At 62.0% G+C, this 14,494-nt stretch carries 16 protein-coding genes and 1 pseudogene; 8 read left to right on the top strand and 9 right to left on the bottom strand.

Annotation, left to right across the window (positions count from 1 at the left end; translation table 11 throughout):
- The first annotated feature begins 218 nt into the window (after positions 1-218).
- The 4 genes from purB (at position 219) to E4U03_RS08835 (ending at position 3,123) form a co-directional block, all read left to right on the top strand.
- The gene (purB, locus tag E4U03_RS08825; RefSeq protein ID WP_135013179.1) at positions 219-1,652 is read left to right on the top strand and encodes an adenylosuccinate lyase; all 1,434 of its coding nucleotides are present in this window, start codon (positions 219-221) and stop codon (positions 1,650-1,652) included.
- A 152-nt stretch (positions 1,653-1,804) separates the two neighbouring features.
- The gene (locus E4U03_RS08830) at positions 1,805-2,233 is read left to right on the top strand and encodes an ion channel (protein WP_135013180.1); all 429 of its coding nucleotides are present in this window, start codon (positions 1,805-1,807) and stop codon (positions 2,231-2,233) included.
- Positions 2,223-2,609: a hypothetical protein gene (locus E4U03_RS12875; RefSeq protein ID WP_167752373.1), complete on the top strand. Its 387-nt coding sequence runs from the start codon at positions 2,223-2,225 to the stop codon at positions 2,607-2,609. The genes E4U03_RS08830 and E4U03_RS12875 overlap by 11 nt, the downstream gene beginning before the upstream one ends.
- A complete protein-coding gene (locus tag E4U03_RS08835) occupies positions 2,527-3,123 on the top strand; it encodes a chloride channel protein (protein ID WP_228066054.1) in 597 nt (198 codons plus the stop codon). Before E4U03_RS12875 ends, E4U03_RS08835 begins: the two co-directional genes overlap by 83 nt.
- Positions 3,124-3,189: 66 nt before the next feature.
- Here the strand turns inward: E4U03_RS08835 and E4U03_RS08840 are convergent, their stop codons facing one another.
- The gene (locus E4U03_RS08840) at positions 3,190-3,729 is read right to left on the bottom strand and encodes an HdeD family acid-resistance protein (RefSeq protein ID WP_135013182.1); all 540 of its coding nucleotides are present in this window, start codon (positions 3,727-3,729) and stop codon (positions 3,190-3,192) included.
- A gap of 250 nt (positions 3,730-3,979) precedes the next feature.
- Here E4U03_RS08840 and E4U03_RS08845 point away from each other — a divergent pair, with 250 nt between their 5' ends.
- Entirely contained in the window at positions 3,980-5,017 is a 1,038-nt protein-coding gene (locus E4U03_RS08845) for a hypothetical protein (RefSeq protein ID WP_135013183.1), read from the top strand.
- Positions 5,018-5,096: 79 nt separating this feature from the next.
- On the opposite strand, the gene ypfJ is transcribed toward E4U03_RS08845, so the two are convergent.
- On the bottom strand, positions 5,097-6,032 hold the full coding sequence (gene ypfJ, locus E4U03_RS08850; protein WP_135013184.1) for a KPN_02809 family neutral zinc metallopeptidase: 936 nt from the start codon (positions 6,030-6,032) through the stop codon (positions 5,097-5,099).
- Positions 6,033-6,043: 11 nt separating this feature from the next.
- Positions 6,044-6,841 (bottom strand): di- and tripeptidase, encoded by a 798-nt coding sequence (locus E4U03_RS08855; RefSeq protein WP_135013185.1) that lies wholly within the window; start codon positions 6,839-6,841, stop codon positions 6,044-6,046.
- A gap of 213 nt (positions 6,842-7,054) precedes the next feature.
- Here E4U03_RS08855 and E4U03_RS13405 point away from each other — a divergent pair, with 213 nt between their 5' ends.
- Positions 7,055-7,225 (top strand): hypothetical protein, encoded by a 171-nt coding sequence (locus tag E4U03_RS13405; RefSeq protein ID WP_167752370.1) that lies wholly within the window; start codon positions 7,055-7,057, stop codon positions 7,223-7,225.
- Here E4U03_RS13405 and E4U03_RS08860 read toward each other — a convergent pair.
- From E4U03_RS08860 to E4U03_RS08885, 6 genes are all read right to left on the bottom strand, one after another.
- The gene (locus tag E4U03_RS08860) at positions 7,222-8,031 is read right to left on the bottom strand and encodes a spermidine synthase (protein WP_135013186.1); all 810 of its coding nucleotides are present in this window, start codon (positions 8,029-8,031) and stop codon (positions 7,222-7,224) included. The genes E4U03_RS13405 and E4U03_RS08860 overlap by 4 nt on opposite strands.
- Positions 8,032-8,055: 24 nt before the next feature.
- Complete coding sequence (locus E4U03_RS08865; RefSeq protein WP_135013187.1) at positions 8,056-9,000, bottom strand: cation diffusion facilitator family transporter; 945 nt, start codon at positions 8,998-9,000, stop codon at positions 8,056-8,058.
- 9 nt (positions 9,001-9,009) lie between these two features.
- Positions 9,010-9,327, bottom strand: coding sequence for an acylphosphatase (locus tag E4U03_RS08870; protein ID WP_135013188.1), 318 nt, complete (start codon positions 9,325-9,327; stop codon positions 9,010-9,012).
- 27 nt (positions 9,328-9,354) lie between these two features.
- Positions 9,355-10,029, bottom strand: a complete 675-nt coding sequence (locus E4U03_RS08875; protein WP_135013189.1) for an SDR family oxidoreductase — start codon at positions 10,027-10,029, stop codon at positions 9,355-9,357.
- A gap of 83 nt (positions 10,030-10,112) precedes the next feature.
- On the bottom strand, positions 10,113-10,928 hold the full coding sequence (locus E4U03_RS08880) for a carbon-nitrogen hydrolase family protein (protein ID WP_135013190.1): 816 nt from the start codon (positions 10,926-10,928) through the stop codon (positions 10,113-10,115).
- A gap of 77 nt (positions 10,929-11,005) precedes the next feature.
- Entirely contained in the window at positions 11,006-11,677 is a 672-nt protein-coding gene (locus E4U03_RS08885) for a DsbA family protein (RefSeq protein ID WP_135013191.1), read from the bottom strand.
- Positions 11,678-11,899: 222 nt separating this feature from the next.
- On the opposite strand from E4U03_RS08885, the gene pta reads away from it, so the two are divergent.
- Positions 11,900-14,011 (top strand): phosphate acetyltransferase, encoded by a 2,112-nt coding sequence (gene pta / locus E4U03_RS08890; protein WP_135013192.1) that lies wholly within the window; start codon positions 11,900-11,902, stop codon positions 14,009-14,011.
- A gap of 166 nt (positions 14,012-14,177) precedes the next feature.
- Positions 14,178-14,494: pseudogene (locus E4U03_RS08895) on the top strand (acetate kinase); the annotation flags it as partial.

Here is a 14,494-nt window from a genome sequence, read left to right on the forward strand (position 1 = left end):
TAAAAGCAGCACCCGGCGGAGCACCAGCGTCCGCCCGCCTGTGGATAAGCCCCGCCCCGGCCGTCCACGCACATCGCCCCAAAATTGGTACAGCCGTGACGCAAGATGACGCAGCGAGTTCACACCCCTTGACGGCAGCCACCACTTACCCGTAAAAGCCCATCTCACACCCCCGCTAAAACGTGCGCCACCCCACCTAGCCGTGAGAAACTAGAGACATGTCTCATCGCGAAAACTGCACCACCCTGCCCTCTGGCCGTCACTCCCTCACTGGCGCGGGTCTTGCCCTCGGCGCCCTCGACGGACGCTACAAGGCCGCCACCGAACCCCTGGTTGATTACCTCTCAGAAGCCGCCCTCAACCGCGACCGCATCCACGTTGAGGTCGAATGGTTCATCTACCTCTGCGACCACCAGGTACTGCCCGGTCTTGAGCCCCTCACCGACGAGCAGCGCGCCGGCCTGCGCGCCATCGTCACCGACTTCACCGAAGAATCTACCGCCGAGCTGGCAGAAATCGAAGCCGTCACCGTGCACGATGTGAAGGCCGTAGAATACTTCATCGCCCGCCGCCTCGAGCCCCTAGGCCTGGGTCACCTCAAGCCCCTGGTCCACTTCGGCTGCACCAGTGAAGACATCAACAACCTCTCCTACGCCCTGGGTATCAAAGACGCCGTCACCAACGTCTGGCTGCCCGCCGCCCGCGGCCTGGTTGAACAGATCATGAAGCTGGCCGAAGAGGCCCGCGACGTACCCATGCTTTCTCGCACCCACGGCCAGCCCGCCACCCCCTCCACCCTGGGCAAGGAACTGGCCGTTTTCGCCTACCGCCTGAACCGCCAAATCAAGCACATTGAAAACGCTGAATTCCTGGGCAAAATCAACGGCGCCACCGGCACCTACTCCGCCCACATCGTCTCTGTTCCCACCGCCGACTGGCAGAAGATTTCAGAAGAATTCGTCACCGGCCTGGGCCTGGACTGGAACCCCCTGACCACCCAGATCGAAAACCACGACTGGCAGGCTGAGCTTTACTCCTCCATCGCCCACTTCAACCAGGTGCTGCACAACCTCTGCACCGACGTATGGAGCTACATCTCTATCCGCTTCTTCCGCCAGATTCCCGTTGCTGGCGCAACCGGTTCATCCACCATGCCCCACAAGGTCAACCCCATCCGCTTCGAGAACGCCGAAGCCAACCTCGAAATCTCCAACGCCCTGCTGAACACCCTGGGCTCAACCCTGGTGCAGTCCCGCTGGCAGCGCGACCTGACCGATTCCTCCTCCCAGCGCAACATCGGTGTAGCCTTCGGCCACTCCGTGCTAGCTATCTCTAACGTGGTCAAGGGCCTGGAGCGCCTGGACATCGCCACCGACGTCATCGCCCAAGACCTCGATGAGAACTGGGAAGTTCTGGCCGAGGCTATCCAGATGGTTATGCGCGCCGAAGCAATCGCGGGCGTCCCCGGTATGGAGGACCCCTACGAGCGCCTCAAGGAGCTGACCCGCGGCCACCGCGTCGACGCAGCCCGCCTCAAGGAGTTCGTCGCCGAGCTCGGTCTCAGTAAGGACGCCGAAGCCCGGCTTTCCGAGCTCACCCCGGCAACCTACATCGGCCTGGCTCCCTCTCTGCTAGAGCACGCCACCCGCTAAACCTAGTATAGGCAGGGCTCCGGCCCTGCCGTTTCACTCCGGCAGGGGGCAAGATTCCGTTCACCCGGCTCAGTTGCCACGCACCGCACAGCGCCGCGAACCCCGGTTTCTTGCCCCCCTTTGCCCTACCCACTCTCGCACCGTGATACCTCATGCCGGTTAGGCTCGATAACGATTCTTACCTGCAGGGCCTCATTGCCGGACTGATGCTGCTTGCCTTGGCCTGGGCCATCACCACCCAGATTCGCGAGCAGGACCGCCGTTTCTTCGACCTGGTCGCTCTCATGTTTATAGCCGCCCACGCCTGTGCCTTTGCCTGCTACGTGCTAGCCACCCAGGAGCCGGGGCAGTTTACCGGCCTTACCACCCGCACCGATGCCCTCTACTTCACGGTTGTGACCATGTCTACGGTAGGGTTTGGCGATATTCACCCCGTGGGTCAGCAGGCCAAGCTGCTGGTCATCGCTATGATTATCTTCGACCTTATTTTCATTGCCGCTCTGGGGCATGCCATGAGCGAGACGCTCCGCACCGCTCGGGAGCACCGCTCGCATCAGCTCCGAAAGAACCATGAACAGTAAAATCCTTTGGGTTTCCTTCCTTTACGGCGGGCTAGCTGGCCTTATCTCAGCCCTGACGCTCATGGCCATGCTGGGCCTTCAGCACCATATTTGGGCTCTGGGCTCTAGCCCCCTCTTTATATTTGCGACCGTCATGGTCGGCGGTATTCTGCTGGCCGCCCTTCAGCACCGTCACAGCATGGGCAGCCTGAATCAGGCAATTGCCGAGGCAACCGACCCTGCCCTGCCCCGGGCGCGCAAGACCGGCGTCCTTGCCCTTTCTGCCATTATCGCGGTGGCCTTTGGCGCTTCCATTGGCCCCGCGCGGGGATGTAAGCACCTGGTGGCAGGCCCTACTCCCGGCTGTTCTAGCCAGTGCCCTGGCCCTCTTCTTTGACTGGTTGCACCACGGGGTGGATCATCTCGCCGAGCGTTTTACCCGCCCCTGGGCTCGGGTTCTTGTTGGTTCTGCCCTGTTGGCAGGCCTGCTCGCGGCCGTGCCCCTGCTGCGTTTTTCGGGACACGCGGAGCTGCCTGAGCTGGTTGCCCTGGTTGAGAATTCTGCCTGGTGGGCTCTTGCTGGCCTGGCCCTGCTCAAGGTGGTGGCGACCGTCCTGAGCCTGTCTGCTGGCTGGCCCGGTGGCGAGTTCTTCCCCCTGGCGTTTGCGGGTGCGGCAGCGGGCTTGCTCACTACGGCCCTGCTACCGGGGACGGACGCCGGCGCCGCCCTAGCTGCAGGTATGGTCGCCGCAACGACGGTAGCGGTCAAAAAGCCTCTGGCAATCGTGCTGATTATGGTCTTCATACTGCCCGGTACCGCTCTGGGGCCCCTGCTGGTCGCATCGGCGGTAGGGACGCTGGTGGTCAAGCTGGCCGAGGCCCGCACCCCAGCTGCGGCTAAGGGCCACTAACAAGAAAGAGAGCGGGGCTCCCCACCTATGGTGGGGATCCCCGCTTCACGTTATAAGGAGATATTTTTACAGGGCAGCTGTAGCTCGCTTAGCAGCTGAACGAGTCTTGAAGCCTGCAACGATGAGGGTGATGCCCAGCGCGATGGTGAGCAGACCGACCCAGATGATCATGCTGATCATAGCGACACCGGGGCTAGCCATGACCAGCAGGCCTGCCAGTAGCCAGAGCACACCGGCCAGAATCAGGTAAGCCTTGGGGGCTTCTTTGGGCAGGCGGATAACTGCCACGATTTCGATGATGCCTCGCACCATCAGCCAGAAACCCAGCACCCAGGTGAGGGTAGCGGCGCCCCAGAGGGGCTGGAGGATAACGGCTAAACCGGCCAGAATACCGATGATGCCAGAAAGAATGTAGAAGAACTTACCTGACTTATCGGCTGAACCCACACGTGAGAAGGTGGAAATTGCTTCAACCAGGGCGAAGATGCCCCACATGACGGCGATGACGCTGAGGGTGATACCGGGCCAGATGATAGCTGCCAGACCCAGCACGATGGCGAGGGAGCCGGTGATGAAGAGGGGGCGGGCAAAGAGGGAAGAGAACATAGCTGCTCCGTGAGAGATAGTGATTGTGCGATTTTTGTTTTGACCAAAACATCCCAACCCTATCAGTCAAAAACGTCTCACTTAGTGGTTACTGGTGAGTAACTTTTCTTCATAAAGAGTGTTTTCACTCTCCGTTGTTGGGTTTTAGATAACCACGCGACTAAAAATCTACATATTTCTATTACCTGCCGCATACTAAGAGCGGTGAAGGACGCCTTGGCTCAACCCCTGGGTTTCTTAGAATAGACCTATGACCGAGAACTCCCGCCCCGCAGACAGCTCGCCCGAGCAGACACCGCTGGCCGTGCGCCGCCTGCGCAAGCTCCGCACCCACTACCCCGAAGCCACCCCCGCTGACCTAGCAGAGCGCCTAGGTGGAATCTTCGTGCGCGACTTCACCCTGGTCGGGTCAGCCCAGGCAGGGGCACAGGAGCTGACCCCCAACGTCCTCGGCAGCGTCACCCGCAACCGCCGCGTCGCCGGGCTCACCCAGGCAGCCGCCCACCTGGGCGCGGTGCAGCAGGGCATGGCCACCTACAGCCGGGCCGCCAACAAGGGCATTAACACCACCGCCCATGTGGGGAGTGCCCAGGCCGTCAAAACCTACCTGCACGGCATGGCCCTGCTACACGGTCTTCAAGTTGAAGGCAGTGATGAGGCCGCCACCGCTATCTTGGGGGCTGAGGTCAACGATATTCTCACCCAGATGCAGGAGGCCCCCCGCGGTGGTGGAGCCACCCAGCAAATGAACATTCTGGGAGCCGTAGCCGCCATCGGCCTGCGCAACCCCCAGACCCTGCTGCTGGTCAAGGCCGGTGAACAGATAGTCAAGGCAGGAGGCGCTGTTTTCGCTAGTCAGAAGATGCGCCGGGATTTTGCCCAGCAGATTATCGCCCAGGTAGACCAGAACCTGGGGGCAGCCCCCAACCAGCTACCTGCCAGCACCCTCGCGGTCTTGAACAGCGAGCAGGACGCCGGCAGCCCGGTTGACGGGTTGGGGCGGGGTAGCGGGGGCTCAGCACCCGCCGACGATGACGCTGACCTGCTAGAACTTTCTGCCGAAGAGGTCAGTGCGATTGAAGCACCCGAACCGGTCGACCCCTCCCTGATTGAGGCACCCGAGCCGGTGACGGCGTCCGCCATTGAAGACCCGGTCCCGGTGGTGACCGAAACTCAGGTACGGCCCAGCACCGAAGCGGAGCTGGCTGCAGCCGACGGGGCAACCGCCAAGGGTGCCCGTCTAGCTGCCCGCGCGTTCGTCCGCGCCCGTTCTCGCTTCAAGGGTTAAAAGAAGGGACCAGATTCCTCCCCTATACCGCGTGGACGTTAGGTACTTTGGGAGGAATCTGGTCCCTACCTGCTACTAGCTAGGAATTGAAGGGCTGGGCGCACGCTGCCATGATGCCCTCGGTGTAGCCCTTCGTAAACCAGCTGACACGCTGTTCTGACGAGCCGTGGGTCCACAGGTCGGGGTTGACCTCTTGGCCCGAAGAACGCTGAATTGCATCGTCGCCGATGGCGCGGGCCGTATCGATCGCCTGCTGGATCTGGCTCTCGGTCAGAGGGTCGAGCAGAGCGTTCTCGCCCTTGTCAGCCTGGGAAGCCCAGACACCGGCATAGCAGTCGGCCTGCACCTCAACCTGCACGGCGCCAGAGTCAGCACCCGGGTCCTGGTAGTTAGAGTACTTCAGGGTGCCCATGGTCTGCTGAATGTGGTGGGCGAACTCGTGGGCGGTCACGTACATAACCGCGAATTCACCGTTGGAACCGCCCATGGCCTTAAGCTGGTCAAAGAAGGGAACCGACATGTACACCGTCTGGTCAGCCGGGCAGTAGAAGGGGCCGGTCTGCGAAATGTTGGCGGTACCGCAGCCGGTTGACAGCTGCCCCTCACCTAGCACCAGGTCGGGTGCCGTGTACGAGACGCCAGCCTCAGCCGGGAGCTTTTCTTCCCACACCATGTCGAGGCTCACGCCGGTTGCCAGAATACGGCAGTCGTCGTAGCGGTTGGCGTCCTCATAGGTCTGGCAGTGGTCAAAATTCCCGGCGCCAGTGACCTGGTCCTGCTGGGCTTCGGTGCCGTATATGGAGCTAGAACCCCCGGTCAGGCCGCCCAGGCCACCTGATGCAAAAAGGAAGATAGCGCCAACAATCAGCACGCCGGGAATACCGAGCTTGCGGGCCGCGCTGCTCATGAGCATCATCATGAGCGGGTTCGTGCCGCCGCCACCGCCGGAGCGGCTGTTACCCCCAGAAGAGCCACGCTGGGAGTAGTTATTATTCAGGTTGTCGTTAAAACCCATGGCAGTTCTCTTTACTTCTCAAGCTGCGCGGTCTCACCCTGCACGCCCTCGGAGGTGCCGGCGTCCTGACCGCCCTCAAACTTGGGAGCACGGTCAAGGTTCAGAGCATCGGGGAAAATAGCGGGCAGGGCGCCGAAGGTCTGCTCGACCGACTTGACCACGTTCTTTCCCAGGGCCAGGTTGGCGCCGCCACCCACCACAGCACCCACACCAAAGGGCAGGGCGCGGCCCAGCAGGGCGCCGGACTGGCGGGTCAAGAAACGCTTAATGAACATATTGCGAATGGTGCGCTCAATGCTGAAGATCTTGCCGGAGTCTTTGGAGCCCATCATCATGCCCCACTTACGGGAGACACCGCCGGTCTTACCGGTGTGGGCCAGAATCGAGTTCATGAGCACGGAGCCGTCCTCACCCAGCATGATAGCCATGACCATGAGACGGGACTTCTCGGGGTCCTCAACGTGCACACCGTGCAGTTCAGCCATAGCCTGGGCGTAGATAGCGGTGCGCTCCAGGTAGCCGCCCACCGCTAGGGCAGAGAGGCCAACGGACGCCGCAGTACCCAGACCGGGCACAAAAGCGGTTGCGCCCACGGCACCGCCGCCGACCGTCACATCGCGCAGGTAGGCCTTTTCGAGGCGCTTGGCAATCTGGTCAGGGGTCTCGTGGGGGTGCTTCTCACGCATCTTCTTGAGCATGGAAACAATCAGGGGGCGCTGAACCTTCAGCACGGTGTCTACGGTGCGGGTAACCGCGGGCTTGGGCTGACCGTTAGCGTCAAAAGCGCTGGATGCGTTGAAGTTGAACATAGCTTTTAGTTTACCGGCAACCGACCCTAAACACAGTGTACTTGCTATCGTGTATGCCCTGGGCATGACAGGTTACGCAGCACCTCTAGGTGGTAACTGTGGCACCGGCCGCCACATGTGTGAGCGGCACCGTAACATTTGGCGGTCAGCGCCGCCCCTACAGCAGACAGCCACCTACACTGTTTGCAGTACCCCTCGCGAAAGAAGGCACCTGTGCAGGCAGTTCGTTCCCGTTTCACCGGCTCCGATAAGACCACCGGCGTGCTTCTCGTGATCGGCTCCTGTATCTCTCTACAGATAGGCGCGGCTTTTGCGGTGCAGCTCTTTCCCCAGCTGGGCGCCTGGAGCGTCACCACCACTATCGCTCAGGTAGACGCGCCCTAGCCTAGCTTCCCTAGGAGCTCCACCAGCTCGTCAGTGCCCAGGGCGGACGCCGGGTGCGGCCCGGCGCCGACCAGGCGGGTGGTAGCGTCCTGGGTGAGCGCCACGTGCGAACCCACCAGGATGAGGTTGCCCGCGTGGCGTCCGCTCAGCATGGTGGTGTCGGCCAGGCACCAGACGTGCTCAAAGACATCGAGTAGGGTGCGGGCCTGGGCGACGAAGAAACTCAGCCCGGCGTCATCCCCCACGTTGACCGCCAGCAGGCCTCCCACGCTATCGCCGTTTGCCGGGGCCAGGGAGTCGCGCAGGTCGGTGTAAAACTCAGCGGTGGTCAGGTGGGGCGGGGCCTCCCAGCCCGAGAAAATATCGAGGACGACCAGGTCAAGACCACCCGGCGTGCCCAACTCCGCTTTCAGGCGGGGAGCGGCCGCGGCGGCGTCCTCAATCAAAATCTGGCAGTTGGTCCCCGCGGGCAGGGGCAGCTGCTCCATCACAAAACCGGGCAGCTCCCGCTCAATATCGACGGCCAGCTGGGCAGAACCGGGGCGGGTAGCCTGAACGTAGCGCACCAGGGTCAGCGCCCCAGCCCCCAGGTGGGCGGCGGTTATCGGTTCCCCCGGTACCCCCTGAAGATCGACCAGGTTGCCGATGCGGCGCAGGTACTCGTAGAAGATGAAGTCGGGGTGGGCTAAATCCACGTGGGACTGCTCGGCCCCACCGATTTCAAGAATACGGCCGGTCTCAGAAAAGCCGTCGGGGGCAACAGAGGCGCTCAGGCCAGAGAAGGACAGCTGAATAGTGCGTGACATGCTCTCTAGCCTAGCGTCTCTCACCTAGTGCAGGTGGCGCAGGTCTTCATCGGCGGCCAGGGAACGCGGCTCCATCTGGAAGGTGGAGTGCTTAATAGAAACCTCAAAATGCTCGGCTACACAGCTTTGCAGGTTCTTGAGAATCTCCACCGAGTGGCCGGTGGTGAAGCACTCGTCGTCCAGCACGATGTGGGCGGTGAGCACCGGCAGGTCGGAGGAAATCTGGGTGGCGTGCAGGTCGTGCACGGCAACCACGTGGGGCTGGCCTTCGAGGTGGCGGCGTACCTCATCGAGGTCGAGCCCGCGCGGGGTTGATTCGAGCAGGACCGAGGCAGTTTCGCGGAAGAGCTTGACGGTGCGCGGGATAATCAGCAGACCGATGAGCACGGCCACCAGGGCGTCGGCCTGGTAGAAGCCGGTACGCCAGATAATGAGGGCCGAGATAATGACCGCCACCGACCCCAGGGCGTCGTTGAGCACTTCCAGGAAAGCGGCCCGCATGTTGAAGTTGGTGCGGTCGCCGCCCACCAGCACCGCAATCATCACAATGTTGCCCACCAGGCCAATGACGCCGAAAATCAGCACTTCGCGGCCCGGTATGGGGGCGGGTTCCAGCAGGCGCTGCACCGCCTCGTAGAGCACAAAGAGCCCTACCCCGAGCAGCACGGCGGCCTGGAACATAGCTGAGAGCACCTCAACCCGGCGGAACCCCCAGGTGTGGCGCGAGGACGCCGGCAGGCGGGCCAGGCGCGCGGCGGCCAGGGCAACGCTCACCCCCAGGGCATCGGTAAAGACGTGGACCGTATCAAAGAGCAGGGCCAGGGAACCGGTCAGCCAGGCCCCGACCAGCTGGAAGGCAACCAGTGACCAGGCAGTAACCACCACGATGATGAGGCGGCGCTCGTTAGCCCCGCTGCCGTGGGAATGCCCATGGGCATGGCTGTGGGAGTGGCCGTGCGAGTGGCCCATTGCGCCCTCCTAGTAGATGCCGAACCCCTTATAGGAGCCAACCGGCTGGGTGATATCAGAGTCAACATGATCAACCCTACCGGCGGTATCGCCGCCGGTCAGTTCGGTAAGGAGCTGCTCACAGGCATCCGCGCTGCCCTGGGCGATAATTTCAACCGACCCGTCGTCCATGTTTTTGGCGTAGCCCACCAGCCCCAGGGGCTTAGCGATACCGGCTACCCACCAGCGGAAGCCCACGCCCTGCACGTGTCCGTAGGCGGTGGCCATAAGCTGGGCCTCAGCCGGTTCGGCGAGGGCTTTATCGGTGAAGATATCAAAGAAACCCATGAAACTCGCTCCTCATCATTGGGAAGGTTAGGCCAAAGACGTTCTAGCCGGTGCGCTAGCTAGGGCCTCAACAATCTCGGTACTACCGTTATGGAAAGGAATTGCCTTACCCACCGTCGTCTCATCAGCCACAGCTGCACGAATCACCTCTGCCACCGCAGCCCGAGAGGTCTCGTTACCCGCCTGATTAACACCCACGCTGATACCCCCTGCTGGCTGGTCGGTCAGCACACCCGGGCCCAGCAGGGTCCAGTCCAGGGTGCTAGCACGCAGGTGCTCATCTGCCGCAGCCTTAGCTTCGGCGTAAGCGTAGAAGGACTTCTCGGGGTCAATACCGTGATCAACAGACGCCCCCATATACGAGACCATGAGATAGCGCTTCATCCCGGCGGCCTCAGCGGCATCCATAGAGCGGATTGCGGCGTCACGGTCTACAGCATAGGTGCGTTCAGGGTTACCTCCACCGGCACCGGCGCTCCACACGATAGCATCAGCCCGGTGCTCGGTGAAGAAATCGGCCAGTTCAGCGGTGCTCATCGCCTGCACATCAGCAAGAACAGGCTCAGCTCCAGCAGCCCGCACCTCGTCAGCGTGGTCAGGGTTGCGGATAAGAGCAGTCACCGTGTGACCGGACGACACCAGCAGAGGGTGGGCGAGCATAGCAACTTTTCCGTGGCCACCAATAATAAGAATGTTCGACATGAAAGGACCTTTCTTCGCGGAGCTTATCTACAGTCTAGAACGTTTCATGAGGGCTGCTTATTCCGTCCGCACCAACGCAGGTGCTAGTAGTCCAGCTTGGCGTTGCGTAGCACGGGCAGGGCGGAGCGGGCACGGTCTACCTCAGAGAGGTCAAGGTCAACCACCAGAATTTCGGGGGCTTCACCCGCCTCAGCCAGGGTCACGCCAAAGGGAGAAACCGCCCGGGAGTAGCCCACGCCGGTCGGCTGGGTGATATCTGCCCGCGGGTCAGCGCTAGTGGGAGAAGCCTGGTCAACAGCCAGCACAAACATGTTGGAATCCAGGGCGCGAGCGCTGGTCAGAATCTGCCACTGGCTCACCTTTCCCTCTCCCCCGGCCCAGGACGCCGCCACCACCGTCGCCTTCGCCCCGGCGCGGGAGTAGTCGGCAAAGAGTTTGGGGAAGCGCACGTCGTAGCAGGTGGCCAGACCGATTTTGGTGCCGTCCACGGTGATGGTCACCAGCTGCTCACCGGCCTTAACTCCCTCAGATTCTTTAAACCCAAAGGCGTCGTAGAGGTGCATCTTGGTGTAGACGGTCTCTACCCCGTTCTGGTCGAAGTAGTAGAGGTTGTTGTAGACCCGCAGGTTCCATTCGTCAGCTAGCTGCACCGGGGCGAAGCCGCCCGCCACCACGGTCACGTAGTTCTCGCGCGCAATGTTAGCGAGGGCGGTGCGGAAGGTCAGCTCGTGCTGGGCAGCATCGTCATACAGTCGACCGCCGAAGCTGAGCATGGCCGCTTCGGGGAAGACCACCAGGCGGGCACCGCGCTCTGCCGCGAGCGCCGTGTATTCACGAATCGTCTCGATGTTGCGGGCAACGTCTTTGGTACTGAGCATCTGGGCGAGAGCTATCTTCATACCTTCAACTCTAGAGGGCGCAGCAGGCGGTGACCAGGCGTCCTCCCACTGAAGGTTTCGATTACCTACACGGCTCGTTAAAGACCGGCCGCCTGCTTGAAGGCCGCCACCATGTCGGCGGTGCTGGTTGCGGAGTCGACGTTCTCAAGTTTGGTGCCCTCCACCACGAAGCTCGGGGTGCCCTTCACACCTGCGGCGACGCCGTCCTGATACTCCTGCTCAATCAGGGCAAGAGCCTCTTCGCTCGGCAGGTCAGACTCGAAGCGGGCACGGTCCAGGCCCAGCGCCTCAGCATAGTCTCCCATGAGGGTGGCGAACTGGGCGGTATCTGTGATTTCCTTCCAGTCAGCCTGGTGGGTGTAGAGGTGGTCAGCCATCGCCACGTACGCGCCCTGGGCCTCAGCAGCTTGCACAGCCTGGGCAGCAGGAACCGCGTTGGCGTGCATCGACAGCGGGAAGTGGCGCACCGTCATGTTCATGGTGCCCTCTAACTCGGCAGCGGCCTCACGGTACTTGGGGTCAGCCTTAGCGCAATAGGGGCACTGCAGATCGGTGTAAAGGGTCACCGTGGGGGCACCGTCGGTCACCGCGTTGAGCTGGTAGCCGGCATCGGTGCGGACGCCCGCCGCCGCTTCCCCGCTTGCGGCGGCAGAAGCGCTACCGGCAGTCTCACTAGAACCACCACAGGCCACCAAACCTACAACCGGAAGAAGGCTCACCAGGGCACGACGGGTTAGCTTCACAGACATAAGACTCTCCTCAAAAATACTGCTTCTCCCAGCCTAACCACCCACCCGCGCACCCCGCGGGCACACACTGTCAGCAAGCGTCCGCACCCCATGAGATACCACACAAACGCACGCCGCGCCGCCCCTAAAGCCCACGCAAAGGAATAAACTCAGAAGTAAACATACGGTAGTCCCACAGCCACCGTAACCCACGAAAACACAGCCACAAGGATGTAGACCCAGATGACCAACGGCATGTATATCTCAGCGATGAACCAGGGCTCCGGCAAGTCCCTCATCGCCATCGGCCTCCTCGACTCCCTGGTCAAAGAAACCGACCGCGTCGGCTTCTTCCGCCCCGTCTTCCACGGCGGAATCGAATCCCAAGACCCGCTGATCCATCTGCTCCGCACCAAATACAACCTCAACGACACCCAGGCCCGCGGCGGCATCTCCCTCGAACGATGCCGCGAACTGCTCGCATCAGGCGACCACGAAGAAATGTCATCCGTAGCCGTCTCCGTCTACTCCGACATGGCCAAGCACTGCGACGTCATCATCGTCGACGGCACCGACCTACTCTCCCACAACGCAGCCACCGTCGAATTCGACCTCAACGCCCAGTTCGCCAAAGACCTCGGCACCCCCGTCATCGCCGTCGTCGGCGCCCAGGAATCCACCGTCTCAGACGTCGTCAACGCCGTTGACGTAGCCCGCACCGAACTCCACTCAGCCAAGGTCGACGTCCTGGCCGTCATGGTCAACCGCGCCCGTCCCGAACTGCGCGAAGAAATCCTCAAGAACGTCAAGCGCGGCCCCTCAAACCGCCCCGTCTACGTCCTGCCCGAACTCCCCGAAATCGCCCTGCCCACCGTCGCCGAAGTCGTCAACCACCTCGGCCTCAGCAGCGACGGCATGAACCAGGACTTCCTCGACCGCGACATCCACGACATCAAAATCGCGGCCATGACCGTCTCCAACTTCCTCTCCCAGTTCACCGACGGCGACTTCGTCATCGTCCCCGGCGACCGCTCCGACATCATGGTCGCAACCCTCGCGTCCGCCCTCGCACCCACCTTCCCCGCCCCCTCTGGCATGCTCCTCACCGGTGGCCTCGCCAGCGAACTCAAGGGCGACACCGCCATCGGCCAGCTCGTCGAAAAAGCCCCCTTCCCCGTCTTCTCCACCCAGCTCGACACCTTCAAAGCCGGCCGCGCCGTCTCCATGGTGCGCGGCCAGCTCGCTCTCGGCCAACCCCGCAAAATCGCAGCAGCCCTCGGCGAATGGTTCCGCAACGTCGACGAAAAGGAACTCTTCGAGCGCCTCGAACTCGAGCGCCCCGCAACCATGACCCCCCTGCGCTTCCTGCACAACCTCATCGAAAAGGCCCGCAGCGACCGCCGCTCCATCGTCCTGCCCGAAGGCTACGACCCCCGCATCCTGCGCGCCGCATCCCTCATCGTCCGCCGCGACTTCTGCGACCTCACCCTCATCGGCAACCCCGAAAAAATCGCAGAAATCTGCCAGCGCGAATCCATCGACCTACCCATCGCAGAAGACGGCAAGCGCGGCGTCACTATCATCGACCTCGACAACAACGAATACACCGACGACTTCGCCGCCACCTACGCCAAACTGCGCGCCCACAAGGGCATGACCCTCGAAGGCGCCCAGAACCGCATGATGGACCCCTCCTACTTCGGCACCATGCTCGTACACAAGGGCATCGTCGACGGCATGGTCTCCGGCGCCGTAAACACCACCGCCAATACCATCCGCCCCTCCCTGGAATTCATCAAAACCCGCGAAGGCGTCAAAGTCGTCTCATCCGTCTTCCTCATGCTCATGGAAGACCGCGTGCTCGTCTTCGGCGACTGCGCAGTGAACCCCAACCCCAACTCCGAACAGCTCGCCGACATCGCCAAGGCCTCAGCAGAGACCGCCCGCCAGTTCGGCGTTGACCCCAAGGTCGCTATGCTCTCCTACTCCACCGGCACCTCCGGCTCCGGCGCCGACGTTGACATCGTCATCGAAGCCACCGAAAAACTGCGCGAATCCAACCCCGACTTCGCCTTCGAAGGCCCCATCCAGTTCGACGCCGCCTCCAACATGTCCATCGCCTCCTCCAAGCTCCCCGGCTCAGAGGTCGCAGGCCAGGCAACCGTGTTCATCTTCCCCGACCTGAACACCGGCAACAACACCTACAAGGCTGTGCAACAGACCTCCGGCGCTGTAGCCGTCGGCCCCGTCCTGCAGGGCCTCCGCAAGCCCATCAACGACCTCTCCCGCGGCGCTACCGTCGATGACATCATCAACACCGTAGCTATCACCGCGATCCAGGCACAGACCCTGTAATAGGACGCGCGGGGTTGGGTTGGCAAAACGGCCGCAGTGGACTCCCCTGCGGCGACTAACCTTCTCGCGCTCGCCCTGGAGGGCTCGCTCGATTCATGCCAGACCCAGCCAGTTACCTTTCGGGGAGTCCGCCTCACTCACTAAGCAACTAAAGGAAAACACTTTCATGCTCGTACTCGTTATTAACTGCGGTTCCTCATCTGTGAAGTACCAGGTGCGTGACACCGCCGCTACCGGTGAAGAGAACCAGGTCATCTCTAAGGGCCTGGTCGAGAACATCGGCTCCGCCGAGATTCCCACCCACACCGAAGCCCTCGACATCATGGCTAAGGCCCTGGTTGAACCCCTGCACGGTAAGACCATCGACGCTATCGGCCACCGCATCGTTCAGGGCGGCGACATCTTCTCAGAGCCCGTACTGGTTACCGACGACGTCATCGCCAAGATTGACGAGCTCTCCCCCCTAGCCCCCCTGCACAACCC

Source organism: Rothia nasimurium (assembly GCF_004569295.1).
Classification (GTDB): domain Bacteria; phylum Actinomycetota; class Actinomycetes; order Actinomycetales; family Micrococcaceae; genus Rothia; species Rothia nasimurium_B.